Source organism: Pseudomonas sp. PB3P13, from assembly GCF_054897735.1.
The window spans coordinates 4,305,002-4,330,403 of the sequence record NZ_CM142702.1 but is presented as its reverse complement, the minus strand read 5'-3'; the positions used below and the strand labels follow the sequence as shown (position 1 = coordinate 4,330,403).

The 25,402-nt window shown below is 57.7% G+C and carries 27 protein-coding genes; 10 read left to right on the top strand and 17 right to left on the bottom strand.

Annotation, left to right across the window (positions count from 1 at the left end; genetic code table 11):
• Window positions 1-72: 72 nt before the first annotated feature.
• Window positions 73-924 (bottom strand): MIP/aquaporin family protein, encoded by an 852-nt coding sequence (locus ACYZT1_RS19935; RefSeq protein WP_462016357.1) that lies wholly within the window; start codon window positions 922-924, stop codon window positions 73-75.
• A 368-nt stretch (window positions 925-1,292) separates the two neighbouring features.
• Here ACYZT1_RS19935 and ybaK point away from each other — a divergent pair, with 368 nt between their 5' ends.
• Both ybaK and ACYZT1_RS19925 read left to right on the top strand, forming a co-directional pair.
• Complete coding sequence (gene ybaK, locus ACYZT1_RS19930) at window positions 1,293-1,763, top strand: Cys-tRNA(Pro) deacylase (protein ID WP_462016356.1); 471 nt, start codon at window positions 1,293-1,295, stop codon at window positions 1,761-1,763.
• A gap of 52 nt (window positions 1,764-1,815) precedes the next feature.
• Window positions 1,816-2,598, top strand: a complete 783-nt coding sequence (locus ACYZT1_RS19925; RefSeq protein ID WP_462016355.1) for a PhzF family phenazine biosynthesis protein — start codon at window positions 1,816-1,818, stop codon at window positions 2,596-2,598.
• 102 nt (window positions 2,599-2,700) lie between these two features.
• On the opposite strand, the gene ACYZT1_RS19920 is transcribed toward ACYZT1_RS19925, so the two are convergent.
• Together ACYZT1_RS19920 and argF are read right to left on the bottom strand one after the other, a co-directional pair.
• Window positions 2,701-3,810, bottom strand: coding sequence for an ABC transporter ATP-binding protein (locus ACYZT1_RS19920; protein WP_462016354.1), 1,110 nt, complete (start codon window positions 3,808-3,810; stop codon window positions 2,701-2,703).
• Complete coding sequence (argF, locus tag ACYZT1_RS19915) at window positions 3,807-4,727, bottom strand: ornithine carbamoyltransferase (protein ID WP_462016353.1); 921 nt, start codon at window positions 4,725-4,727, stop codon at window positions 3,807-3,809. The genes ACYZT1_RS19920 and argF overlap by 4 nt, the downstream gene beginning before the upstream one ends.
• Before the next feature lie 409 nt (window positions 4,728-5,136).
• Between argF and ACYZT1_RS19910 the strand changes: the two genes are divergently transcribed.
• From ACYZT1_RS19910 to grxD, 3 genes are all read left to right on the top strand, one after another.
• Window positions 5,137-5,427, top strand: a complete 291-nt coding sequence (locus ACYZT1_RS19910; RefSeq protein ID WP_462016352.1) for a hypothetical protein — start codon at window positions 5,137-5,139, stop codon at window positions 5,425-5,427.
• Window positions 5,428-5,560: 133 nt separating this feature from the next.
• Window positions 5,561-7,666 (top strand): molybdopterin oxidoreductase family protein, encoded by a 2,106-nt coding sequence (locus tag ACYZT1_RS19905; RefSeq protein ID WP_462016351.1) that lies wholly within the window; start codon window positions 5,561-5,563, stop codon window positions 7,664-7,666.
• Between the two features lie 97 nt (window positions 7,667-7,763).
• Window positions 7,764-8,102, top strand: a complete 339-nt coding sequence (gene grxD, locus ACYZT1_RS19900) for a Grx4 family monothiol glutaredoxin (protein ID WP_462016350.1) — start codon at window positions 7,764-7,766, stop codon at window positions 8,100-8,102.
• A 183-nt stretch (window positions 8,103-8,285) separates the two neighbouring features.
• Here the strand turns inward: grxD and bfr are convergent, their stop codons facing one another.
• Window positions 8,286-8,759, bottom strand: a complete 474-nt coding sequence (bfr, locus tag ACYZT1_RS19895; RefSeq protein WP_462016349.1) for a bacterioferritin — start codon at window positions 8,757-8,759, stop codon at window positions 8,286-8,288.
• A gap of 198 nt (window positions 8,760-8,957) precedes the next feature.
• A complete protein-coding gene (locus tag ACYZT1_RS19890; RefSeq protein ID WP_028624305.1) occupies window positions 8,958-9,176 on the bottom strand; it encodes a bacterioferritin-associated ferredoxin in 219 nt (72 codons plus the stop codon).
• Between the two features lie 299 nt (window positions 9,177-9,475).
• Between ACYZT1_RS19890 and ACYZT1_RS19885 the strand changes: the two genes are divergently transcribed.
• Window positions 9,476-10,078 (top strand): peroxiredoxin, encoded by a 603-nt coding sequence (locus tag ACYZT1_RS19885; RefSeq protein ID WP_028624304.1) that lies wholly within the window; start codon window positions 9,476-9,478, stop codon window positions 10,076-10,078.
• An 80-nt stretch (window positions 10,079-10,158) separates the two neighbouring features.
• On the opposite strand, the gene rnt is transcribed toward ACYZT1_RS19885, so the two are convergent.
• Window positions 10,159-10,836: a ribonuclease T gene (gene rnt / locus ACYZT1_RS19880; protein WP_462016348.1), complete on the bottom strand. Its 678-nt coding sequence runs from the start codon at window positions 10,834-10,836 to the stop codon at window positions 10,159-10,161.
• Entirely contained in the window at window positions 10,833-11,879 is a 1,047-nt protein-coding gene (gene pyrC / locus ACYZT1_RS19875) for a dihydroorotase (protein ID WP_462016347.1), read from the bottom strand. The genes rnt and pyrC overlap by 4 nt, the downstream gene beginning before the upstream one ends.
• A 156-nt stretch (window positions 11,880-12,035) precedes the next feature.
• Here pyrC and ACYZT1_RS19870 point away from each other — a divergent pair, with 156 nt between their 5' ends.
• Together ACYZT1_RS19870 and ACYZT1_RS19865 are read left to right on the top strand one after the other, a co-directional pair.
• Window positions 12,036-12,944 carry a flagellar protein MotY gene (locus tag ACYZT1_RS19870; protein ID WP_462016346.1) on the top strand — a complete coding sequence of 303 codons (909 nt, stop codon included), beginning with the start codon at window positions 12,036-12,038 and terminating at the stop codon, window positions 12,942-12,944.
• 129 nt (window positions 12,945-13,073) lie between these two features.
• Window positions 13,074-14,291 carry an argininosuccinate synthase gene (locus ACYZT1_RS19865; protein ID WP_462016345.1) on the top strand — a complete coding sequence of 406 codons (1,218 nt, stop codon included), beginning with the start codon at window positions 13,074-13,076 and terminating at the stop codon, window positions 14,289-14,291.
• Between the two features lie 107 nt (window positions 14,292-14,398).
• Here ACYZT1_RS19865 and ACYZT1_RS19860 read toward each other — a convergent pair whose 3' ends face one another.
• A complete protein-coding gene (locus tag ACYZT1_RS19860) occupies window positions 14,399-15,121 on the bottom strand; it encodes a hypothetical protein (protein ID WP_462016344.1) in 723 nt (240 codons plus the stop codon).
• A 444-nt stretch (window positions 15,122-15,565) separates the two neighbouring features.
• On the opposite strand from ACYZT1_RS19860, the gene ACYZT1_RS19855 reads away from it, so the two are divergent.
• Window positions 15,566-16,192, top strand: a complete 627-nt coding sequence (locus tag ACYZT1_RS19855) for a response regulator (protein ID WP_462016343.1) — start codon at window positions 15,566-15,568, stop codon at window positions 16,190-16,192.
• 85 nt (window positions 16,193-16,277) lie between these two features.
• Here the strand turns inward: ACYZT1_RS19855 and ACYZT1_RS19850 are convergent, their stop codons facing one another.
• The 8 genes from ACYZT1_RS19850 to metG form a co-directional block, all read right to left on the bottom strand.
• Window positions 16,278-16,457 carry a PA3496 family putative envelope integrity protein gene (locus ACYZT1_RS19850; protein WP_462016342.1) on the bottom strand — a complete coding sequence of 60 codons (180 nt, stop codon included), beginning with the start codon at window positions 16,455-16,457 and terminating at the stop codon, window positions 16,278-16,280.
• Window positions 16,458-16,563: 106 nt separating this feature from the next.
• Window positions 16,564-17,202 (bottom strand): endonuclease III, encoded by a 639-nt coding sequence (gene nth / locus ACYZT1_RS19845; RefSeq protein WP_462016341.1) that lies wholly within the window; start codon window positions 17,200-17,202, stop codon window positions 16,564-16,566.
• Window positions 17,203-17,227: 25 nt separating this feature from the next.
• Window positions 17,228-17,737, bottom strand: coding sequence for an Rnf-Nqr domain containing protein (locus tag ACYZT1_RS19840; RefSeq protein WP_462016340.1), 510 nt, complete (start codon window positions 17,735-17,737; stop codon window positions 17,228-17,230).
• Window positions 17,730-18,341 (bottom strand): RnfABCDGE type electron transport complex subunit G, encoded by a 612-nt coding sequence (locus ACYZT1_RS19835; RefSeq protein ID WP_462016339.1) that lies wholly within the window; start codon window positions 18,339-18,341, stop codon window positions 17,730-17,732. Before ACYZT1_RS19835 ends, ACYZT1_RS19840 begins: the two co-directional genes overlap by 8 nt.
• A complete protein-coding gene (locus tag ACYZT1_RS19830; RefSeq protein ID WP_462016338.1) occupies window positions 18,338-19,327 on the bottom strand; it encodes an RnfABCDGE type electron transport complex subunit D in 990 nt (329 codons plus the stop codon). The genes ACYZT1_RS19835 and ACYZT1_RS19830 overlap by 4 nt, the downstream gene beginning before the upstream one ends.
• Window positions 19,314-20,324 carry an electron transport complex subunit RsxB gene (gene rsxB / locus ACYZT1_RS19825; protein WP_462016337.1) on the bottom strand — a complete coding sequence of 337 codons (1,011 nt, stop codon included), beginning with the start codon at window positions 20,322-20,324 and terminating at the stop codon, window positions 19,314-19,316. Before rsxB ends, ACYZT1_RS19830 begins: the two co-directional genes overlap by 14 nt.
• The gene (locus tag ACYZT1_RS19820; protein WP_462016336.1) at window positions 20,321-20,890 is read right to left on the bottom strand and encodes an electron transport complex protein RnfA; all 570 of its coding nucleotides are present in this window, start codon (window positions 20,888-20,890) and stop codon (window positions 20,321-20,323) included. Before ACYZT1_RS19820 ends, rsxB begins: the two co-directional genes overlap by 4 nt.
• 133 nt (window positions 20,891-21,023) lie before the next feature.
• Complete coding sequence (metG, locus tag ACYZT1_RS19815; protein WP_462016335.1) at window positions 21,024-23,075, bottom strand: methionine--tRNA ligase; 2,052 nt, start codon at window positions 23,073-23,075, stop codon at window positions 21,024-21,026.
• Between the two features lie 270 nt (window positions 23,076-23,345).
• On the opposite strand from metG, the gene apbC reads away from it, so the two are divergent.
• Window positions 23,346-24,440 carry an iron-sulfur cluster carrier protein ApbC gene (apbC, locus tag ACYZT1_RS19810; protein ID WP_462016334.1) on the top strand — a complete coding sequence of 365 codons (1,095 nt, stop codon included), beginning with the start codon at window positions 23,346-23,348 and terminating at the stop codon, window positions 24,438-24,440.
• Window positions 24,441-24,596: 156 nt separating this feature from the next.
• Here apbC and ACYZT1_RS19805 read toward each other — a convergent pair whose 3' ends face one another.
• Entirely contained in the window at window positions 24,597-25,355 is a 759-nt protein-coding gene (locus ACYZT1_RS19805; protein ID WP_462016333.1) for an SDR family oxidoreductase, read from the bottom strand.
• Window positions 25,356-25,402 lie beyond the last annotated feature (47 nt).

Here is a 25,402-nt window from a genome sequence, read left to right as displayed (position 1 = left end):
TCGATTGCCTTGCACGAAATAAAGGAGAGGTCGGGCGCGGGATCACGAGGGCAGGATCACGCGCCTACGGTATCAAGAAGTTCTTGGTTTGCCGTCAATGGCCGGTGCTTCGTCCGTTGTAGCAGGTTCGGCGCAGGGCAAATGACGGGCTATCAGCCCGCGATACGCTGCAGCACCGAGGCAGGCACCGACAATCGGTGCAAAGATCGGAATCAGGAAATATGGAATCTCACGGCCGCCCGTGAAGGAAATTCCACCCCAGCCGGAGAAGAAAGTCATCAGTTTCGGACCGAAATCGCGGGCCGGATTCATCGCAAAACCGGTCAGCGGGCCCATAGAACTGCCAATCACCGCGATCAACAGACCGATCAGCAGTGGCGCCATCGGGCCGTTTGGCAGGCCGTTATTGTCGTCGGTGAGGGACATGATCACGCCCATCAGGATGGCTGTGATGATCATCTCGACCAGAAACGCCTGCGCCGTGGAGAGCGCCGGGTTCGGGAACGTGGAGAACACCGACGCCAGTTCGAGGCTGGCTTGAGTGCCGCGAACCATTTGGTGGACTTGTTCGTAATCGAAGAAAAGATTGCTGTATAGCGTGTACACCAGCAACGCACCGCAGAACGCGCCGGCAATCTGCGCCAGGATGTAAAACGGCAGTTTGCGTTTTTCGAAGTCGGCAAAAATGCACAATGCGATGCTGACTGCGGGGTTGAGATGAGCACCGGAAACGCCGGCGGTCAGGTAAATCGCCATGCTGACGCCTACGCCCCAGATGATGCTGATTTCCCACAGGCCAAAGCTCGCCCCCGCGACCTTGAGCGCGGCGACGCAACCCGTACCAAAAAAGATCAGCAGTGCGGTGCCCAGAAACTCGGCCATGCATTGGCTGGAAAGCGACGGTTGTCGTAAAGCAGTTGTCATGGAAAACCTCATTGTTTTTGTTGTCTGGCGCTTTTTTCATCATGGTCAAAGCGCGATCTTCACCGAGGCAGAATCCCCATCCTGTTCTCGGCTTACTGCCATCTGAAACGTTGGTACCGTTTTGCGGTATTCACATTCGAAAAAATATAGACAAGAAACGCTACTGTCAAAGGTCGGAAGTGAACTACTTGTCACATTGCAGCTATTAGTCACATGAATGATCGTTTTGTTTGACGCGCTCGCCGTGCCCTGACGAACGGTATAAGCGCACAGCAACCCGTTGAAATGCAGCCAAATCGAGCCTTTCGGCGAATGTTGGCCTAGAATCCAGCGCAGGATTTTTCACCTCCGCTCAGTCTGGAGCTGTCATGACCCCTGCATTGGATTTGTTAAAAAAAGTTCGAGCCGAACATCGCGTACACAGTTACGAACATGACCCGAAGGCAGCTTCATATGGCTTGGAGGCCGCGGAAAAACTGGGCCTGGATCCGGCGCAGGTTTTCAAGACCTTGCTGGCTGCGAGCGAGAAAGGCGAACTTCTGGTGGCGGTCGTGCCAGTCGTCGGAAGTCTCGACTTGAAGGGCCTGGCGCACGCCGCCGGGATCAAAAAGGCTGAGATGGCGGACCCCGCTGCCGCTCAAAGATCGACCGGTTATTTGCTCGGCGGCATTAGTCCGTTAGGTCAAAAGAAGCGTCTGCGGACATTTATCGACAATTCGGCGCAAACTTTCGCGAGCATTTTCGTCAGTGCCGGGCGACGCGGCCTGGAAGTCGAATTGGCCCCGGCGGTACTGGCCGAACACACCCAGGCGAAGTTTGCCGACATCGGTCGCGCTTGATGGCCGGATTCAGATGGCCTAATGCGCAATGATCGGACACAAGGAGAGGTTTATGCAGCTCGAGTTCTATCAGGTCGACGCGTTCAGTGACCGACCGTTCAGTGGCAACCCGGCGATGGTTTACCGGCTCGATGCCTGGCTTGCCGATGAACTGATGCAGAAGATTGCCGCCGAGCACAATCTGGCCGAGACCGCGTTCGTCGTCCGGGAAGGGCTGGTCTGGCACATCCGCTGGTTTACCCCGACTACCGAGGTGCCGCTGTGTGGTCATGCCACCTTGGCGAGTGCCTTTGTGCTGTTCGACATCTATAAAGAGTCGGCTCAACAGCTGGACTTCATGTGCAAGTCCGGTCCGCTGAGCGTGAGCCGTGAAGGTGAGCGTTTGTGGCTGGACTTCCCGGCCATCGTCCCGACGGAAGTGGGCGTGACGCTGGACGTCGAGCGCGCGCTGGGTGTCGAGGCGGTCGATGTGCTGGGGTGCAATGAATTGTTTGTAGTGCTGGAGTCCGAGCAGGCCGTTCTGGATTGTCAGCCGGACATGGCTGCATTGGCCAGGCTGCCGTGGTTGGGGGCAATCGTGACGGCGCGCGGCAGCAAGCACGATTTTGTCTCTCGCTATTTCGCTCCGGCGATCGGCATTAACGAGGACCCGGTGACGGGTTCGACGCATTGCAGCCTGATCCCGTACTGGTCGAAGCGTTTGGGCAAATCGGGCCTGACGGCGTATCAGTGTTCGAAGCGCGGCGGTGAGTTGTTCTGCCGACTGGAAGGTGATCGGGTGAAAATCGGCGGGCATGCGACGCTCGTGGCGAGCGGAACGCTGATGCTCGGCTGACCGATACCTGTTGTGGGAGTGCGTTTGCTCGCGATAGCGTTGGCCCGGTCAACATCTGTGTTGAACGTGAAACTGCAATCGCGAGCAAGCTCGCTCCCCCCTTCAGCTGGCAGTACTGTGACGGCGCACGCCGGCTTCTGTCGCTGAGATCTGCGCGGCGGTGCTGCCGGATGCCTGAAACAGCACCAAATGTTCGGCTGAGACACGAATCCCTACTTCGGCACCGACCAGATGATCGGCATGGCTTGGGAAAATCGATTCGAGCTGCGCACCGGTCGGCATCTGCAACCGATACAACGTTGATGCGCCCTGAAACGACTTGCCGACAATCCGCGCCTTCAAACCGCTGTCCGGCGCATAGACGATATCGTCCGGTCGCAGCAAGACATCGACGGCGCCACCAATCGGCCAGGTATAAGCACGATTACCGCGAAGCTCGCCCAATTCTGTCTGCACCGATTCCGGGCTGTTCAACTGCCCCCGAATGAAGTAGCCCTGGCCAATGAAGCTGGCGACATAAGGTGTCAGCGGTTCGTGATAGAGATTGTAGGGCGTGTCCCACTGCTCTAGCCGACCTTCCTTGAAAACCCCGACATGATCGCTGACCGCGAAGGCTTCTTCCTGATCATGCGTTACCAGAATCGCACTGGTACCGCGTGCCTTGAGAATGCCGCGTACTTCGTGGCTGAGCTTGCGCCGCAGTTCACCGTCGAGGTTGGAGAAAGGCTCGTCGAGCAGCAGCAATTGCGGCTCTGGTGCCAGCGCTCGGGCCAGTGCGACCCGTTGCTGCTGGCCACCTGAAAGCTCGTGCGGAAAGCGTTTGCCGAGATTTTTCAGGTTGACCAATTCAAGCAATTCTTCGGTCACACGACTTTTTTGCGGATGCTTGCGAATGCCAAAAGCAATGTTCTCGGCCACGCTCAAATGCGGAAACAGTGCGTAATCCTGAAATACCATGCCGATCCGGCGTTTCTCCGGCGCAAGGGTGAAACCGGCACGGGAAAGCGTCTCGCCCGCGAGGGTGATGTCGCCTTCGTGCACCGGCTCGAAACCGGCAATTGCGCGCAGGGTAGTGGTCTTGCCGCACCCTGAAGAGCCAAGCAGGCAACCGATATCGCCGGCGTTCAAGTGCAGGTTGAGGTTCTGCACCACGCGTTGATCCTGATAACCGCAGGCGAGGTTGCGCAGGTTGAGCAGTAATGGCTGGCTCATGCGTGGTGGTACGAAGGCGGGACGAGAAACTCGAGCAGGGCCTTTTGCGCATGCAGACGGTTTTCGGCCTGATCCCAGGCGACGGAGCGTTTATCGTCGAGCACGTCGAGGCTGATCTCTTCGCCGCGGTGGGCGGGCAGGCAATGCATGAACAAGACATCCTCGGCGGCCAGATCGAGCAGGGCGCGCGTAACCTGGTACGGCGCGAACAACTTCAGGCGCTTTGCGGTTTCCTCTTCCTGGCCCATCGAGGTCCAGACGTCGGTGCTCACCAGATGAGCGTCGCGCACGGCTTCCTGCGGATCACGAACGATGGTCACCCGATCACCGGCTCTGGCGACGAATTCAGGGTTGGGTTCGTAACCCTCCGGGCAGGCAATGCGCAACTGGAAGTCGAACTGGATCGCCGCTTCTATATAACTGTTGCACATGTTGTTGCCATCACCGATCCAGGCCACTGTTTTGCCCTGGATCGATCCGCGGTGTTCGAGGAATGTCTGCATGTCGGCCAGCAATTGGCACGGGTGCAGGTCATCGCTCAAACCGTTGATCACCGGCACGCGGGAGTTGGCAGCGAATTCTGTCAGGGTGCCATGGGCGAAGGTGCGGATCATCACCGCGTCGAGCATGCTCGACATGACGATCGCGCAGTCGCCGATCGGCTCGCCACGGCCCAGTTGCGTATCGCGCGGGGACAGGAAAATGGCCTGACCGCCGAGCTGGATCATGCCCGCTTCAAAGGAAATCCGGGTGCGGGTCGAGGACTTCTCGAAGATCATCCCGAGCACGCGGTTTTTCAAAGGCTCGAATAGCACACCGCGGTTACGCAGGTCTTTGAGCTCAACGCCTCGACGGATCACGCTGACCAGCTCTTCGGGCGTGCAATCCATCAGGGAGAGAAAGTGCCTTGCGCTCATCATTGACTACCTTTTTGCAACAGACCGCAGATACTCAAAGCCTTGTTTAACGGAACACAACGGGCGAGACCTGCGGCGTAAGCCGCACGGGGCGACGAAATAGGGGAAGGCGCGATATTGACATTAAATGTCGCGTATTGCCAATAGAGGCTACGGTATCCAGGGGATTTCAGAGGGGCTATGGGGTGACCGCAGTAGCGCTTTTGAAGCCTGTTTCCTGACAGCAGCCGCCCATTTGTACACCGGGCTCGCAGGACTTTGCAATCAGACGGGCCGGGGATCGCGCGCTGATGGTCGGTTTCTGCGCACGATTTTAAGAAGTAACAGAAAATGTACTCCACTTGAAACACTCGCTGATGCATAGTGCCGGGTTATAGATAAGTCACGAGCGACGCAGGAAGGCTTCGAAATGGAATCGAAAGAACAACAGTTGATGGAGTTACTCGGTCTCACGGCCCGCTCTCTGACTCACCTCACCGCGTCCATGACTTCAATGTCCTTTGAGTTATTGCGCAGCAACGACGAAATCACCAGAGCGGCAGGCCGGCGGATGATTGACCGCATGGCCACCATCAGCTCGGGTCTGGACGAGCATTGGCGACTGATCGGCGAGCTGACGGGCGTCCACGTTGCCCAGGAGCAGATCGAGACGATTCAGGAAATTCAGTTGCAGGCGCCTCCAAGGCTGCCTCCGAACTGATTTCGGGAGGCCATCGGCTGGCCTGATGGTTGCCGATTCACGAGACGAACGTCGCTGGCGTGGCGGCAGGACAGGGGCCATAGTTTTGTTCCCGCGGTCGATATTGTCCGCCCAGAACAGACAGAGACTGGCCATGACCAAGACTCTCCATCACCGTGCCTGCCACCTGTGCGAAGCCATCTGCGGCCTGACCATCGAGACCACCGAGGTTGAGGGCGATGTGCAAATCACCTCGATCAAGGGGGATCCGCTGGACACCTTCAGCCGCGGGCATATTTGCCCCAAGGCCGTCGCCTTGCAGGATATCCAGAACGACCCGGACCGTTTGCGCCAACCCATGTTGCGGGTTGGCAGCGAATGGCAACCGATTGCGTGGGAAGACGCGTTCAGTCTCGTCGCCGAACGCCTGGCGACGATTCAGCAGCGCCATGGTCAGAACGCGGTGGCGGTTTACCAGGGAAATCCGAGCGTTCACAATTACGGCTTGATGACCCACAGCAATTATTTTCTGGGCCTGCTGAAAACCCGTAATCGCTTTTCCGCGACATCCGTCGACCAGTTACCCCATCACCTCACCAGCCATCTGATGTACGGCCACGGTTTGCTGTTGCCCATTCCCGATATCGATCACACCGACTTCATGCTGATTCTGGGCGGTAATCCGCTGGCCTCCAACGGCAGCATCATGACCGTGCCGGATGTGGAAAAGCGCCTGAAGGCGATTCAGGCGCGGGGCGGAAAAGTGGTCGTAGTCGATCCGCGCCGCAGTGAAACGGCAGCCATCGCCGATCAGCATGTGTTCGTTCGGCCGGGCGGCGACGCAGCCTTGTTGTTCGGCCTGCTCAATACGTTATTCGCGCAAGGCCTGACCTGTGACAGTCATTTGCCGGTGGACGGTCTGGATGAGGTGCGCGAGGCCGTTGCGTCTTTCACCGCCGACGCCATGAGCCCGCTGTGCGCCGTGCCGGCCGAGCAGATCCGCCAATTGGCGCGGGACTTCGCGGCGGCGCCGACAGCAGTCTGTTACGGGCGCATGGGCGTGTCGACCCAGGCCTTCGGCACGCTGTGTCATTGGCTGGTGCAACTGATCAATCTGGTGACCGGCAATCTGGATCGGGTGGGTGGCGCATTGTGCACCGAGCCTGCGGTGGATCTGGTCGCGTCCACCTCGGGCGGACATTTCAATCTGTGGCAGAGTCGCGTGTCCGGTCGCCCGGAGTACGCCGGCGAACTGCCGGTGTCGGCGCTGGCCGAAGAAATGCTGACCGGTGGGGAAGGGCAGGTTCGGGCGCTCATCACCGTGGCGGGCAATCCAGTATTGTCGACACCCAATGGCCGACAGCTGGAGCAGGCGCTGGATGGCCTGGAATTCATGGTCAGCATCGACCTGTACATCAACGAAACCACGCGCTATGCCGACCTGATTTTGCCATCCACCTCGGCCCTGGAAAACGATCACTACGACACCACATTCAACATGTTGGCGGTGCGCAACGTCAGTCGCTTCAACCGCGCGATTCTGGCCAGGCCGGCAGGTGCGCTGCATGATTGGGAGATTTTTGTCGGGCTGGCCACGGCCTTTGCCGCGAAAACCGACAAGGGACTGAAGCCGACGATTGCACCTGCACAGATGATCGATCGTGGTTTGCGCATGGGGCTGTATGGCGATGCGTCGGCGTACCAATTATCGCTCGCCACCCTGTTCGATCATCCGCACGGCATCGATCTGGGCGCCTTGAAGCCAAATCTGGCCGCGCGTTTGAAAACCGAGAACCGGCGGTTGCAGGCGGCGCCAGCGGTGATACTTGCTGACCTTGCGCGCTTCGCCGCGCTGCAGGCGCCTGCGGCCGATGAGTTGCTGATGATCGGGCGCCGGCATGTGCGCAGCAACAATTCCTGGATGCATAACTACCATCGACTGGTGAAGGGCAAGCCGCGTCATCAACTGCTGATGCACCCGGACGATCTTGCCAGCCGTGGGCTCAACGACGGGCAACGCGTGCGCGTCAGCTCGCGGGTCGGCATGATCGAGGTCGAGGTGCTGGGCAGTCTGGACATGATGAAAGGCGTGGTCAGTCTGCCGCACGGTTGGGGGCATGCGCGGCCGGGGGTGCAGATGACCATTGCCAGCAGCCAGCCGGGTTCGAGCGCCAATGATCTGACCGATGAATGTCAGCTTGATGAGTTGTCCGGTAATGCGGCATTGAACGGTGTGCCGGTCACGGTGGCGGCGGCATGACTGAGTCTGTCGGGGAGTCCGAGCATGGCGCTCGGGTTTCCGTTACAATGCGCCACCGTGCCGACCCGTGAGTCGGAAAGTTCAGCCGAGGTGCTCCATGGATATCATCGAAACGATTAAAGAGCAGATTGCCAACAACACCATTCTGCTTTACATGAAAGGCTCGCCGAATGCCCCACAGTGTGGCTTTTCCGCAAAAGCCGCGCAGGCCGTGATGGCGTGCGGTGAAAAGTTTGCGTACGTGGACATCCTGCAGAACCCGGAAATCCGCGCCAATCTGCCAAAATATGCGAACTGGCCAACCTTCCCGCAGCTGTGGGTCGGTGGTGAGCTGGTCGGCGGTAGTGACATCATGACCGAGATGGCTGCAGACGGCTCGTTGCAGACCACGATCAAAAGCGCTGTAGAAGCTGCTGCGAACAAGACCGAAGCCTGATGCAACTGTCTCCTCTGTAGCAGCTGTCGAGTGAAGCGAGGCTGCGATCTCTTGATCTTCAGCCATTAAAAAGCCCCGCCTCTCGAAAGAAGGCGGGGCTTTTTATTGAGCCTGATCAGTTATGTCGCCTGGATCGCAGCCTCGTTGCACTCGACAGCTCCTACACGGCGCGTACCCAGCTCTCTACTCTTCACCCATCTGCGATTGCAGATAGTTCTCGAGACCAATCTTGTCGATCAGGCCCAGTTGGGTTTCCAGCCAGTCGATGTGCTCTTCCTCGGATTCAAGAATGTCTTCGAGCAGTTCACGGCTGCCGAAATCGCCAACCGTTTCGCAATGGGCGATCGCAACTTTCAAATCTGCGTGACCAGTGCGTTCGATACGCAGGTCGCACTCGAGCATCTCCCGAGTGTGCTCGCCGATCTGCAGCTTGCCCAGATCCTGGACGTTCGGCAGGCCTTCAAGAAACAGGATGCGCTTGATCAGCTTGTCCGCGTGCTTCATCTCGTCGATGGATTCATTGTACTCATGCTTGCCGAGCTTGTTCAGACCCCAATCTTCATACATGCGCGCATGCAGGAAGTATTGATTGATCGCGACCAGTTCATTGGCAAGGATCTTGTTGAGATGCTGGATGACTGTAATGTCGCCTTTCATGACGGGTCCTGCCCTGTAATCGCTGACTATGAGGCAGAGTTTGAGCCGCGCAATTAAGAGTGTCAAACCTAAGTTATTGAAAGTTAAGTAAAAATTAATCGGAATAAGAATGTTTGTGTTCCGCGTCTGAAGCGTAAGCGCTTGATTTGCAGGCATAAAAAAACCGGACATCAAGTCCGGTTCTACGAAACATGGGATTTAAGCGGCAGTAAATTCTACCGGAAACGGGATTGCCGCTTGGGCGGTTTGCACTTTGGTCAGGGTTTCACGCACCACTTCCTTGGCAAGGCAGGCGCATTTGCCGCATTGGCTGGCTACGCCGGTAGCCTGACGGACTTCCTTGTAGCTGCAGCAACCTTCATAAATTGCATCGCGGATTTGACCGTCGGTGACGCCAGTGCAGAGGCAGACATACATAAGTGAGAACCGTCGCTGGTTGTGACTCAATTGCGATGGATCTTAATGTTAACGAGAATGATTGTCAAAGTGGTTTCTGAAAGCTTCTTGTTATAAGCGCTTATGACTGACGAACGGTTTGGCAAGAAATCAACGGGGGTTCATTTACCGAGCCCCGGGCAATCCGTTGAGGACAGACGAATAACGCAGTGTATGATGGCCGGTCCTTATGAAGCGGGTGCGTGTCACAGGGCTGTCGCTTGAGAGTGGCAGGCTGACGCAAACCCGGAACTTCACGTTTCTATACCAGGAGATATTCAATGAGCGTACTCGTAGGCAAGCAAGCCCCGGACTTCACCGTACCGGCCGTACTCGGCAATGGCGAAATCGTTGACAGCTTCACCCTGTCGTCGGCCATCAAAGGCAAATACGGTCTGGTGTTTTTCTACCCGTTGGACTTCACCTTCGTTTGCCCGTCCGAGCTGATCGCTCTGGACAACCGCATGTTTGACTTCAAGGCACGCAACGTCGAAGTGATTGCTGTGTCGATTGACTCGCACTTCACTCACAACGCTTGGCGCAACACTCCGGTAAACAATGGCGGGATCGGCCAGGTTCGCTACACCATGGCTGCCGACATGAAGCACGAAATTGCCAAGGCGTACGATGTTGAATCCGAAGGCGGCGTGGCTTTCCGCGGCGCGTTCCTGATCGATGACAAAGGTGTTGTCCGTTCGCAGATCATCAACGACCTGCCGCTGGGCCGTAACATGGAAGAGCTGATCCGTCTGGTCGACGCTCTGCAATTCCACGAAGAGCATGGCGAAGTCTGCCCTGCCAACTGGAAAAAAGGCGACAAAGGCATGACCGCCTCTACCGAAGGTGTGGCGGCTTACCTGACCGAGAACGCTGCTGCGCTGTAAGGCACGTTCGAGGCATAAAAAAACCGGCCCATGAAGCCGGTTTTTTTACGCGTGCGATTTGTTAAATGCACCGCGACATATCAGTGGTCGTAATCTTCCCAGCCGCCCATCTGCTTCCAGCGATTGACGATGCCGCAGAACAGTTCAGCGGTCTTCTCGGTGTCATAGCGAGCCGAGTGAGCCTCGCGGCCGTCAAAGTCGATATCCGCTGCCTGGCAGGCCTTGGCCAGCACGGTTTGACCGTAAGCCAGACCGGCGAGTGTCGCAGTATCGAAGCTGGAAAACGGATGAAACGGGTTGCGCTTCATGTCCAGACGGGCGACGGCCGCGTTGAGAAAGCCAAGGTCAAAGCTGCTGTTATGGCCGACCAGAATCGCTCGCTTGCAGCCGTTCGCCTTCAACGCCTTGCGAATGCCACGGAAGATATCGGTCAGCGCCGTTTCTTCGCTCACCGCCATGCGCAGCGGGTGATCGAGCTTGATACCGGTGAATTCCAGTGCAGCCGCCTCGACGTTGGCGCCTTCAAACGGTTCTACGCGAAAGAAGTAGGTGTGATCGGGGTACACAAAACCTTGTTCGTCCATCCCGATCGTAGTCGCGGCGATTTCCAGAAGCGCGTCAGTGGCAGAGTTGAAACCTCCGGTTTCAACGTCGACAACGACTGGCAGGTACCCACGGAAGCGCTCGGCCATCGGGTGGCGTGAACCACCTCCGCCGCTTTGCCCTTCCTGTTCGTCGTCGAAATGGTCTTCACTCACGCGTGTTCCTCCAGCAGGCGCCAGCGCAGTTTTTCACCGGCGCGCAGCGGGATTACGGTCAGCTCGCCAAATGGCAGGCTGGTTGGGGCGGTCCACTCTTCACGGACCAGGGTGATGCGATCGGTGTTCACCGGCAAACCGTAGAAGCGCGGGCCGTTGAGGCTGGCAAAGGCTTCGAGCTTGTCCAGCGCGTTACGTTGCTCAAACGCTTCGGCGTACATCTCGATCGCCGCATAGGCGGTGTAGCAACCGGCACAACCGCATGCAGCTTCTTTGGCGTGCTGGGCATGAGGCGCCGAGTCGGTACCGAGGAAAAACTTCTCGCTGCCGCTGGTTGCGGCATCAAGCAATGCTTCCTGATGAGTGTTGCGCTTGAGAATCGGCAGGCAATAGAAGTGCGGCCGAATCCCGCCCACCAGCATATGATTGCGGTTGTACAGCAAGTGATGCGCGGTGATGGTCGCGCCGACGTTGGCCGAGGCCTCATTGACGAACTGTACGGCGTCTGCGGTGGTGATGTGTTCGAACACCACTTTGAGCGTCGGGAAATGCTCGACCACACCACGCATGTGCTCGTCGATGAAAATCTTTTCGCGATCAAACACATCGACATCGCCACGGGTGACTTCACCGTGGATCAACAGCGGCATTCCGACTTCGGTCATGGCCTCAAGGGCAGGGAAGATCTTGTCGATGCTGGTAACGCCAGAATCAGAGTTGGTCGTCGCGCCGGCCGGGTACAGCTTGGCGGCGTATACGAAACCGCTCGCCTTGGCTTCGCGAATTTCTTCAGGCTGGGTACGGTCGGTGAGATACAGGACCATTAACGGTTCGAAACGGCTGCCAGCCGGTCGAGCAGCGAGAATACGCTGGCGATAGCCGTCGGCTTCAGCGGCGTTACGCACCGGAGGGACCAGGTTGGGCATGATGATGGCGCGACCAAAGGTACGCGCAACATCCGCAACGGTATTGGTCAACACGGCACCATCGCGAAGATGAATGTGCCAGTCGTCGGGACGCAGCAGGGTCAGGCGGTCGGACATGAGGGGATTCCAGGCGGGTCAAACTGAGGGGAATGCTACCGGAAAAGACTCTTCCAGGCACTCGCTATCAAGTTTTGCAGGAAGCTTCCGATATCCACAGGTATGCCGTAAACATCTGTATCGGTCTTTTTGTTGTAGAAGCCAGTGGAGCCTCCCGTGCGCCAGCGTTATTTAGCCTTGCTCAGTGTGTTTGCCAGCCTTCCCGCAATGGCGCTCACTTTCCAGACGCGTCTGGAGAGCATCGAGTGGACGGTCGAAGGGGACAAGTTCGAATGCCGCCTCACGCAACCGATCACTGATTTCGGTTCGGGGGAGTTCGTGCGCCGTGCCGGCGAGCAGGCGACGTTTCGTTTGAAGGCCTACAACGCGATGCTCGGAGGCGGCTCGGCAACCTTGCTGGCGGCAGCGGCACCGTGGCAACCGGGACGCGGCGACATCAATCTCGGTTCGGTGAACATTGGCAGCGGCAACGTACTGTTTAACACTTCACAGGTGCAGGCGGGTCGGTTGATCAGTGGCTTGATGGATGGACGCAGCCCGGTCATCCGGCGCGCGTCGGGTGACGGCCGGGTGTCGGAAGTGCGCCTGTTACCGGTCAAGTTCAACAAGGCGTTCAACGATTACCAGAGCTGCGTGGCGAAATTGCTGCCGAAGAACTTCGAGCAGGTCAAACAATCGCAGATCGGTTTTCCAGGCGAAGGCATAGACCTCGACGCGCAGGCCAAGGCGCAACTGCAAGTGATGCTGGAGTTCATGAAGGCCGATCCGACGGTCAACCACATCGAGCTTGACGGTCACTCCGACAACAGCGGCAATCGTCTGACCAATCGCGATTTGTCGCGTCGCCGAGCCCTGGCGGTGGTGGACTTTTTCAAGGCCAACGGCATTCAGGAATCGCAGATCACCGTACGTTTTCACGGCGAGCGATATCCGCTGGTGCCTAACACCAGTTCGGCCAACCGTGCGAAAAACCGACGGGTCAATGTGCACCTGGCGCGGGTTGCTCCTGCCGAACCCGCGGCGCCGCAAACCACTGCATCGGCGAACACGGCTAAGACGTCCTGACCGACCGGTCATCGTCGCGCGATTGACACATTCTGTCGCTTCGTCGTCATAAGCTGTCGCGCCTCTGTAAATTATTGCGCATGACCGGTAGACTTGACGGCTTTCCGTAGAACCCCGTGGAGTGATGGCATGGCGGACGTAAACAAGGTCGTTCTGGCGTATTCCGGCGGCCTGGACACTTCGGTGATCCTCAAGTGGCTGCAGGATACTTATAACTGTGAAGTGGTGACGTTCACCGCTGATCTCGGGCAGGGCGAAGAGGTCGAACCGGCCCGCGCCAAGGCTCAGGCCATGGGCGTCAAAGAAATCTACATCGACGACTTGCGCGAAGAATTCGTGCGCGATTTCGTTTTCCCGATGTTCCGCGCCAACACCGTCTATGAAGGCGAGTACCTGCTGGGTACTTCCATCGCTCGTCCGTTGATTGCCAAACGCCTGATTGAAATCGCCAACGAAACCGGCGCTGACGCTATTTCCCATGGTGCGACCGGCAAGGGTAACGACCAGGTTCGTTTCGAGCTTGGCGCTTACGCCCTGAAGCCGGGTGTAAAAGTCATCGCCCCTTGGCGTGAATGGGACCTGCTCTCCCGTGAAAAGCTGATGGATTACGCTGAAAAGCACGCGATCCCGATCGAGCGTCATGGCAAGAAAAAATCGCCGTATTCGATGGACGCGAACTTGCTGCACATCTCCTATGAAGGCGGCGTGCTGGAAGATACGTGGACAGAGCACGAAGAAGACATGTGGAAGTGGACCGTCTCCCCGGAGAAGGCTCCCGACCAGGCGCAGTATCTGGAGCTGACCTACCGCAACGGCGACATCGTCGCACTGGACGGCGTCGAAATGACCCCGGCTACCGTGCTGGCGACCCTGAACCGTATCGGTGGTGAACACGGTATCGGCCGTCTCGACATCGTTGAAAACCGTTACGTGGGCATGAAGTCCCGTGGATGCTACGAAACCCCGGGCGGCACCATCATGCTGCGCGCTCACCGTGCGATCGAATCGATCACACTGGACCGCGAAGTGGCTCACCTCAAAGACGAGCTGATGCCCAAATACGCCAGCCTGATCTACACCGGTTACTGGTGGAGTCCTGAGCGTCTGATGTTGCAACAGATGATTGATGCTTCCCAGGCACACGTGAATGGCGTCGTGCGCCTGAAACTGTACAAGGGCAACGTGATCGTCACTGGGCGCAAGTCCGACGAATCACTGTTCGACGCCAACATCGCGACCTTTGAAGAAGACGGTGGTGCTTACAACCAGGCAGATGCCGCTGGCTTCATCAAGCTCAACGCCCTGCGCATGCGTATTGCTGCGAACAAGGGCAGGAAGCTTTTCTGAGACGTGCAATGATGGGACGGAATATGTGGCCTGGTCTCTGACCCGGCCACATACTGGAGAATAGGGATAGTACTTTAGACATTGCAATTTATTCATTCTTGTTGTGGTCAGTCTTGTTCCGATTGCTTTCTCGCTTGTCGTTCTTGCGGGTCGGGCTTTTGCTCCTTCGTTGCGCATGGCCAAACCTCGGCCAGTATCGTTATTTCATGTGAAGTCACATCGTAGGCTATGCAAAATACCGAACCGCATCGCCTCTTTGTATTTTCAGTAAGCTTTGGCGAAAATGACTTCAGTAACTTTTCCGAGTCACGGTCTGTGAGGAATACCACCACTCGCGCCGCGTCATTGTTCACCTGCTGAGGGTGCTCACAAAGATCACGTAGGTCGATTTTCCTGTTCTTTCCTCGTGTATCGATAATTTGCAGGTCTTTAAAAGGCACGGGAAGCCGTACCAGATGTCGAGCGCTGAAGTACGTTCGCATCCCTGGCAGTTTCGGGGGAGGCTGAAATATGTTTGGTCGCTGATGACGCTGTTCACCGCTCAAGGACTGTGAACTCACGGATCCCGGACGGTCATGGTCCATAACTTTAATAAAGTGCTTTCCCTTCGAAAAATCCGAGGGTGCGTAAAGCGAGCGATAATTAAAGTTAAGGGTGATGAAGAATAGAAAAATCAGGAAAAACGGAAAACTTATCAAAAACCATATATAAATCTGCCGGTCCTCGTTGCCCAGGAATGGCATCGAGATGGCCGCGGAGGTTTCAGACAGTGTTGCGAATATCGCGATGACTGTCATGGGGTTGCTGATCGGTTTTTTGAGTTTGATCATGTGCTGTACTCATAGGTAGATTACTTTCTCAGTAAGTGCGTGCAAAAGAATGTGGGTGGAGTTAATCTTCTGAATGTTTACTTTTTCGCGATATAAATTTTATTGTTGCTGGTTGAACCGGCCTTCAGAATTATGTCGCGGGGAAGGTTCGGCAGGTTTAACAATAGCTCTTTCAGCTTCTGTTGCCTGCAGATTATTGCCAGATATTGTGATTGTCTTTTTATCTGACTAATTGATACAAAAAACCCGTCATATGCGAAACATCAAGTAATCACTATTATTTTTGGATCGGTGTGTTCAATGATTTTATGTAGGAAATTTCTGAGTTGTTAGTAGGACATGTCTTTCGGTGTGGGTGACTGGGGGGAGCGGCATGCCATGGATGAAACGACTAGGCTATTGTGCGGGCTCTAAAAAATCGAACAGCGAAAATTGGACTTGCCCATGAATAGAGTGCTGATCGTGGATGATCACCCTGTCATTCGTCTTGCGGTACGAATGCTGATGGAGCGTCATGGCTACGAAGTTATTGCAGAAACAGATAATGGCGTCGATGCACTACAACTTGCCCGGGAACATATGCCGGACATTGTCATACTGGATATTGGAATACCGAAGCTCGATGGCCTGGAGGTCATAGCGCGCCTGGCATCGGCGGCCATGCCAATGAAAGTCCTGATATTGACTTCGCAGGCGCCGGGGCATTTTTCAATGCGTTGCATGCAGTCCGGCGCCGCCGGGTATGTCTGCAAGCAACAGGATCTCACCGAGTTGCTCAGTGCAATCAAGGCAGTTCTGTCAGGCTACAGTTATTTTCCCAACCAGGCCTTGCATACGGTGCGTTCCAGTTTGGGGAATGCCAGTGAGGCCGATATGGTGGATCGTCTCTCGGGGCGCGAGATGATGGTTTTGCAACAGCTGGCGCGAGGCAAGACCAACAAGGAAATCGCTGACGGGATGTTTCTCAGCAACAAAACCGTAAGCACCTATAAAACCCGGCTGTTGCTGAAACTGAATGCGCGATCGCTGGTTGATCTGATCGAACTGGCTCAGCGCAATGGGCTGGTATAACACCGCGACAGCTGGAGGGGACGGGTTGGATTTTTGCAACGGTCGTGTTCAGCAAAAAGCCTCCATTGCGGGAGGCCTTCAGGTATTACAAGTCAAAATCGTAATCGGCCAATTGCTTCTGCAGTCGACGCTCCTCCAACAGGTTATCGATGGTGCGGCGTTTGCTCAGATTGGTCTTTGCAACTTCCACCACAGGCTCGGCCTCTTCTGCCTCAACGGGCGTAAAGTCTTCTTCTACATCCAATCGTTCTTTGCCAGTGCTCATAAGGTTACTCCAGGCTACGGCGGCCTTTGGCGCCCCTTATATCGACAATCTCACGGCGGGTAAAAAAGATTTTTTCAATCGATCAGGCTAAAAACCTGGTGGTGTCTCAATCGTCCGAAGTTTTATGCTTGTATTCGCACAGGTCTTCGATCCGGCAACTGCCGCAGCGAGGCTTGCGGGCGAGGCACACGTAGCGTCCATGAAGGATCAGCCAATGATGAGAGTCGAGCAGGTATTGCCTGGGCACAAACTTCATCAGCTTATGTTCAACTTCGACCACGTTTTTGCCAGGCGCAATGCCGGTGCGGTTGCTCACCCTGAAAATGTGCGTGTCCACGGCCATCGTCAGCTGCCGAAAAGCCGTGTTGAGTACTACGTTGGCAGTCTTGCGGCCGACGCCGGGCAGCGCCTCCAGCTCTTCTCTGGTCTGTGGTACTTCGCCTGCGTGACGCTCCACCAGTAAACGACAGGTTTCGATCACATTTCTGGCTTTGCTGTTGAACAGTCCAATGGTCTTGATGTATTCCGATAAGCCCTCGACCCCCAGCGCATAAATGGCTTGCGGTGTATTGGCCACCGGATAAAGTCTAGCGGTGGCTTTGTTAACGCCAACGTCTGTCGACTGCGCCGACAGGATGACGGCGATCAGCAATTCGAAGGGCGAGGAATACGCCAGTTCGGTTTTCGGTTCCGGGTTGTCTTCATGCAACCTGCGAAATATTTCCTGACGTTTTGCGGCGTTCATGGGCGGTAAGTTTCCTCGAATACATTCATTGCCGGGACGTCCTGCGGGGCGATGCTTGCCAGGCGGCTAATAGCAGGCCGAGCAAGATGAATCCGCCAGGGGCTAACGTTGCCAGGCGCAGTTCACTGCTGCCGAGGAACGCTCGCAGCGCTCCTGAGCCCAGCAGCAATGCGCCGAACAGCAGACACAAGCGCAGGCGATCACGCATGGCATTGTGGAAAAATCCGCTGCGTTCCAGGACAACGCATTGCAATGCGATCAGTCCTGCATAAATTCCCATTGGTTGATGCCATTGCAGCGCAAAGGCTTGCCCTGCGGATTGCGCACAACTGGTCAGGGTTGCCGCCAGGAGGATACTCGCCACCAGGTGGACGGTCGGATCCAGTCGGGAGCGCAAAAGCGTCATGCCCGCGCCATAGGTGCTGACCACAGCGATGAACATCACCCAGACACCCAGGGCACTCGCGAAGGAGCCGGTCGCGCCGATCAGAGGCGTCAACATCAGAGAGTTCTGCAACGCCGTTGGCTTATTCATGGGGAATGGTCCCGACCAGCCTTTGTGAATGCGCGTCGAAATATTGCAACGCGTCATGGACCGCGTGAATCACCGCTCTTGAGGTGATGGTCGCGCCGGTGATCTGATCGAACTGCCCCTGATCTTTCTTCAACGCCCAGCCGGTGTCGGCAGTCTCCTTGCGAGACTTGCCGGTAAACCCCTGGAGCCAGACATTTGGCCAGTCGGCGATCATCGCGCCCAGCCCCTGCGTTTCCGATTGCGAGAGCGTTTTTACACCCAGCAGCTTCCCGTGAGTGTCGATGGCAACCATCAACACGATAGTGCCTGCGTAACCGCTCGTCTGACTTCGTAGCAACACCGCGCTGGGCTGGCCGGCCTTGGTCGCCAGATACCCGTTCAATAGTGTGCTGTGGGCCAAGGCGCTGTCATCGAGTTGCAGCGGCTGCTGCAGCGCCTCGTTGTCGTAACTGTCCGCCGGCAGCAGGTCCAGCAGATTCCGGCTGTCGATCAACCGTTGCTCGGCTGCAATGTGCGGTGCGCTGATGTACTGAACAAGATAAGTTGCGCCCATTCCTGACGCAGCCAGCAACAGCAGCAGGATGATGCGCCACGTGCGGTTCATGACGTCAATCGCTCCGATCTGGAGGCGATCATCCGGTCCAGCGCCGGCACGCCCAGATTCATTAACAGGACTGCAAATGCAACGCCGTCCGGATAACCACCCCACGTGCGAATCAGGTAAGTGAGCAGCCCCACACCGACACCGAACATTAGTCGTGCGCCCGGGCTTTTGGCGCCAGACACCGGTTCGGTGACAATGAAAAAAGCGCCGACCATGGTCGCGCCTGTGAGCAAATGAAACAGAGGCGAGCCGTGGGAATCCGAGCCCGAACCGTTCCAGCACAGCAGGCTGATGACGAACAGACTGGCGAGCATGCCGACCGGCGCGTGCCAGGTGAACACCCGTTGCTGCAGCAGAAAAGCGCCGCCCGCCAGGAAGGCCAGATTGACCCACTCCATGCCGCGCCCACCAAAAGAGCCAAACGCTGGATTAGCCGAGAACAGTTCATCCATGGTCAAACTGTTATTGATGCGAATACTGTCCAGTGCTGTGGCTTGGGCCCAGGCGTCTGGCGCCCCGGTATTGAATCCGAATATCTGTTGCACACCACCGAGCAAGTCCATGCCATGGACCGCAGGCCATTGCGTCATCTGCTGCGGAAACGACACCAGCACCAGCGCGTAACCCAGCATCGCCGGGTTGAATGGATTGCTGCCAACACCGCCGTACAGGTGCTTGCCAAACAGCATGGCAAACGCTGCCGCGCTGACCGTCAACCACCACGAGCAATAGGCGGGCAATGCGATCGCCAGCAGCGTCGCAGTGACCAGGGCACTGCCGTCGAGCAGGCTTGGCTTGAGCGGACGTTTGCGCAGATGAAACACCAACGCTTCAATTGCCAGTGCCGAGATACCCGCCAAAAGCAGGTTGAATAACACCCCCCAGCCATAAAACCAGAGCAGTGTCAGCAGTCCGGGAACCGCGGACAACAACACGAGTTTCATGGCGCGCTGAAGACGTTGGTCTGCGGATTCAAGGGGTAACATGGGCATCGACCTGACGTTGCGCCTCGTTCATTGCCCTTTCCAGTGAAGCGACGTGTTCAGCCGACGCGCCGTTAGTCTGCGCTTTATTGAACTCGGCGCGACGCAAGGCCAGCTGAATTTTTGCTCGTTTCAGGTCGGCATTCTGCACCGTTGGCACGGGAGCCGGTGCCGGCGGGACAGTGCCTTGCAGCGCCGTCAGTGTCCGCTCGGCCGCCTCGAATTGCTGTTGCAGCACGATCAATTGCGATTGCTGTTCGAAGGTCGGCGGATGCCCGAAAGCCTTCAGCGATTTGTTCAATTGAGCGCGACTCATCGCCACTTCGATCCTGGCTTTCTTCAGCGCAGCATCGGCATTAGCCACCTTCTGCGCGTGCACCCGTTCGAGGGCGGCTTGCACCGGGTCGGCTGTTGCACCACCGGGCTGAAGCACAGCGCGCTGCACGCGGGCCTGACGCTCGGCGATTCTCTGCTGTTCCTCGCGCTGCAGTCGGACATTACGCTGCTCGAAACGCCGCCGCGCGTGATTACGTTTGGCAGCACGCGCCTGTTGTTCTTCGGCATTGAACGCCAGACCGCCGACAATCGGCACCACCGTGGCCGACTCCAATGGTCGCATCTCGATGCAATCGACCGGGCAGGGTGCGACACACAGATCACACCCGGTGCACTCATCAACAATCACCGTGTGCATCAATTTCGCCGCGCCGACGATCGCGTCCACCGGGCACGCCTGGATGCATTTGGTGCAGCCAATGCATTCGGCCTCACGGATGTAGGCCAACTGTGCCGGTGCCGAGCCGCGGCTGATGTCCAGTTCCAGCACCGGCACTTTCAGCAACTGCGCAAGTGCCGAGATGGTTTCGCGGCCACCGGGCGGGCACTTGTTGATCGGTTCGCCGCTGGCGATGCCTTCGGCGTAGGGCTTGCAGCCGGGATGGCCGCACTTGCCGCATTGGGTCTGCGGCAGCAGTGCATCGATGCGTTGAATCAGGCTCATGTTTTGATCAGTCCGCTGAATCCGAGAAAAGCCACTGCGATCAGTCCGGCGCCGATCAAGTCGATCGGCAGGCCGCGAAAGGGCTGCGGGACATCGTTGTCGAGCGTGCGCTGGCGCAAGTCGCTGAACAGAATCAGTACCAGCCAGAAACCGAAGCCGGCGCCGAGGCTCAGGGCGGTGGCGTACCCCAACCCCTTGTCTTGCTCGGCGTTGAACAGCGTCAGCCCGAAGACGCCGGCATTGCCCAGCAGCAGCGGCCAGAGCCCCTCGAAAGGCAGGGTCGAAAACACCTGCGCGAGCCGTTTCAGCAAGGGCGTGATCAGCAGCACACTCAGCGGCAAAAATACGAAAAGCTTGAGAGACGTCAGCTCCAGCGGCACCAGCACCCAATGGTGGAGCGCATAGCCAGTCATGCCGACAGTCAGCATCAGACACGTTGTCGCAATGCCCAATGCGTGGAGCTGACGACGTTCGGCACCCAAAAGCGGATCAGCGCCCAGCGGCCAGTGCAACACGAAGTTGTTGATCAGGGCAGCGCTGATGAGTATCAGAACAATTTCGGTCATGGCTTTGCCGGCAAAAAAATGGGCCAGTCCAAACAAGGTTAGGCATTATCCGGCAAGGAGGGAGGGTGGGCCAGATATGAAAAATCCCACAGTCGCATTGGGCACGACTGTGGGATCGGTTTAGCGCTGCACCTTACTTGATACGCTGGCCCGGCTTGGCGCCGCTGTCGGGGCTGAGCAGGTAAATTTCTTCGCCGCCAGGGCCGGCCGCCATTACCATTCCTTCGGAAATACCGAACTTCATTTTGCGTGGTTTGAGGTTGGCGATCATCATGGTCAGGCGACCATCGAGCTTGGACGGGTCCGGGTAAGCGCTCTTGATCCCGGAGAACACGTTGCGTTGCTCGTCACCGATGTCGAGGGTCAGGCGCAACAGCTTGTCGGCGCCTTCCACCGCTTCGGCCTTGACGATCAGCGCGACGCGCAGGTCCACCGCAGCAAAGGCATCGAATTCGATCTCCGGCGACAGCGGATCCTTGGCCAGTTCGCCGTTGCCGGCAGGTGCCGCGTCGCCGGTGTCGGTCTGGCTAGCGGTCAGGTCTTCTTTCGAAGCATCGGTCATGGCTTGAACTTTTACCGGGTCGATACGGGTCATCAGCGGTTTGAACGCGTTCAACTGATGGTTGCTGAGCAAGGTCGCGTGGTCGTCCCAGGTCAGCGGCGCGACGTTCAGGAACGCCTCGGCATCGGCGGCCAGCAGTGGCAGCACCGGTTTGAGGAAAATCACCAACTGGCGAAACAGGTTGATGCCCAGCGCGCAGATGGCCTGGACCTCATCCTGCTTGCCTTCCTGTTTGTTCAGCGACCATGGCGCCTTGTCGGCGATCCACGCGTTGGCACGGTCGGCCAGACCCATGATTTCGCGCATGGCACGCGCGAAGTCGCGGGCTTCGTAAGCATCGGCGATGCTCGGCGCGGCCGCCAGGAATGCCTCGGTCAGCTCCGGTGCAGCATTGCCGGCCACCAGAATGCCGCCGTTGCCCTTGTGGATGAAACCGGCGCAACGGCTGGCGATGTTGACAACTTTGCCGACCAGGTCGGAGTTGACCTTCTGCACGAAATCTTCGAGGTTCAGATCGAGGTCGTCGACGCCACGGCCCAGTTTGGCCGCGTAGTAATAACGCAGGTATTCCGGCGACAGGTGGTCCAGATAGGTCCGGGCCTTGATGAAAGTGCCGCGGGACTTGGACATTTTCTGGCCGTTGACGGTCAGGTAACCATGCACGTTGATGCCGGTCGGCTTGCGCAAACCCGCGCCTTCGAGCATCGCTGGCCAGAACAGTGCGTGGAAGTTGACGATGTCCTTGCCGATGAAGTGGTACAGCTCGGCGGTTGAATCCTTGTTCCAGAACGCGTCGAAGTCCAGCTCCGGCGTGCGGTCGCACAGGTTCTTGAAACTGGCCATGTAACCGATCGGCGCATCGAGCCAGACGTAGAAATACTTGCCCGGCTCGTCGGGAATCTCGAAACCGAAGTACGGCGCATCACGGGAGATGTCCCACTGCTGCAGGCCCGCATCCAGCCATTCGGCGATCTTGTTCGCCACGGCATCCTGAAGAGTGCCACTGCGGGTCCAGGCCTGGAGCATTTCCTGAAAGTCCGGCAGCTTGAAGAAGAAGTGCTGGGAATCCTTGAGCACCGGGGTGGCGCCAGAGATGGCCGACTTCGGATCTTTCAGGTCGGTCGGCGCGTAGGTTGCGCCGCATTTTTCGCAGTTGTCGCCGTACTGGTCTTCGGTGCCGCATTTCGGGCAGGTGCCCTTGATGAAGCGGTCGGCCAGGAACATGTTCTTTTCCGGGTCGAAGTACTGAGTGATCGAACGCGTGGCGATATGCCCGGCGTCGCGCAGCTTCAGGTAGATCTGGCTCGACAGCTCACGGTTTTCTTCGGCGTGAGTGGAGTGGAAGTTGTCGAAGTCGACCAGGAAATCGGCAAAGTCGGCGCTGTGTTCAGCCTGGACGTTGGCGATCAGTTGTTCCGGGGTGATGCCTTCCTTTTCCGCGCGCAGCATGATGGCCGAACCGTGGGCGTCGTCGGCGCAGACATAAATGCATTGATTGCCGCGGTGCTTCTGGAAGCGCACCCACATATCGGTCTGGATATATTCCAGCATGTGGCCAAGATGGATCGAACCATTGGCATAGGGCAGGGCGCTGGTGACGAGGATCTTGCGTGGCTCGGACATGGGGCTCGGCTACTTGATGAAACGGAGGTCGGCCACTATAAAGCGCCGGCGCATATTTTTCACCCCCGTGGCCTGAGGGCTTATTGTTGCAAAAGAGCTTTTGTGTCGAGGGGGCTTGCCCCCGTTCGGCTGCGCAGCAGTCGTAAAACCGGTGGCGGCTTCGCCACCCAACGGGGGCAAGCCCCTCGCCACAGGTATTCTGGTCGCCACAAAAGTGTGTCCGGCGTACGATACCCGCCTGATTTTCCAGTCTTGCTATCGGAGTTGCCCATGAGCGCCGTCAATCGCGCAACGGTGGAAACCGTCCTTCGCCAATACACCGACCCTTATCTGAACCAGGATCCGGTCAGCGCCGGGTGCGTGCGCAACATCGATATCCAGGGCGATCGCGTCAGTGTCCAGATCGAGTTGGGTTACGCCGCTGCCCTGTTCAGGAGTGGCTGGGCGCAACTGCTGCAAATGGCTATTGAAGGCCTGGATGGCGTGACGACAGCTCGCGTCGACATCACCAGCGTGATCGCTGCGCACAAGGCTCAGGCGCAGATTCCGGGGCTGGCCAACGTCAAAAACGTCGTGGCCGTGGCTTCGGGCAAGGGCGGCGTAGGCAAATCCACCACCGCCGCAAACCTGGCACTCGCACTCGCTCGCGAGGGCGCCAAAGTCGGGATCCTCGATGCCGACATTTACGGTCCGAGCCAGGGCATCATGTTCGGTATCCCTGAAGGGACTCGCCCGCAGGTCAAGGATCAGAAGTGGTTCGTGCCGATTCAATCCCACGGCGTCGAAGTGATGTCGATGGCGTTCCTGACCGATGACAACACACCGATGGTCTGGCGCGGGCCGATGGTTTCCGGGGCGCTGCTGCAACTGGTCACGCAGACCGCATGGGGCGATCTGGATTATCTGGTCATCGACATGCCGCCAGGCACCGGCGACATCCAGCTGACCCTGGCGCAGAAAGTCCCGGTGGCCGGCGCAGTGATCGTCACCACCCCGCAAGACCTCGCACTGCTGGACGCGCGCAAGGGCGTGGAGATGTTCCGCAAGGTCAACATTCCGGTGTTGGGCGTGGTGGAAAACATGGCCGTACACATTTGCTCCAATTGCGGGCATGCCGAGCATCTGTTCGGTGAGGGCGGCGGAGTGAAGCTGGCCAACCAGTACGGCGTCGAACTGCTGGCCTCGTTGCCGCTGGCAATGGCGATCCGCGAACAGGCCGATGGCGGCAAACCAACGGTGATCGCCGAACCGGACAGCCCGGTCGCCATGGTTTACCAGGAACTCGCTCGCCATGTCGGCGCGCGGATCGTGTTGCAGGAAGCGGCATCGCCGGCGATGCCGACTATCACCATCAGCGACGATTGATTTACAGAAAGGATCGCAGCCTCATCATGTAGCAGCTGCCGAGGCACGAGGCTGCGTTGGGCTGCGTAGCGGCCCCCGGGGCGGTCCTCCGCACGCGCGACCGCGACGCAGCCTCGTGCCTCGGCAGCTGCTACACCGCGAAGTGATGGTTTTGCGTTAAATCCGCAAACCGCCATCCATCTCCAGAATCCGCCCGGTGTAATAGTCGTTCTCGAAAATGTAAGCAGCCGAGTGGGCAATCTCCTCCGGTTTGCCCATGCGCTTGAGCGGTATTGCGGCGGTCATCTTCTCCAGCGCTTCGGGCTTCATGCCCAGGGTCATCTCGGTCTCGATAAAGCCTGGCGCAATGCCGGCGACGCGAATCCCGTAGCGCGCCAGTTCCCTGGCCCAGGTCACGGTCGCCGCAGCGACGCCGGCCTTGGCGGCGGAGTAGTTGGTTTGACCGACATTGCCGGCGCGCGAAATCGAGGAGATATTGATGATCGCGCCACTGTTCTGCAACTCGACCATTTTTGCCGCGACTTCACGGGTGCACAGGAACACGCCGGTGAGGTTGACGTCGATGACAGCCTGCCATTGTGCCAGGCTCATCCTGGTCATTTCGCCATCCTTGACCTTCAGCAGCAGGCCATCGCGCAAAATGCCCGCGTTGTTGATCAGGCCGTGGATCGCGCCGAAATCCTCGGCCACCTGAGCGACCATGTGCGTCACCTGTACTTCATTGGCCACGTTGCACACATAGGCGCGAGCCTCGACGCCCTTGGCTTTGCAGGCCGTGACTGTATCGTCGAGCTTTTCCTGATTGAGGTCGACCAGTGCCAGCTTCGCGCCTTTGCCGGCGAAATACTCGGCCATCGAGCGGCCTAAACCCTGGCAACCGCCGGTGATAATGATTACTTTGTCAGTGAGTTGCATTCGCATGCCCCGGTAGCCGTCTGAAGTGGTTTTCTTATTAGAGAGCC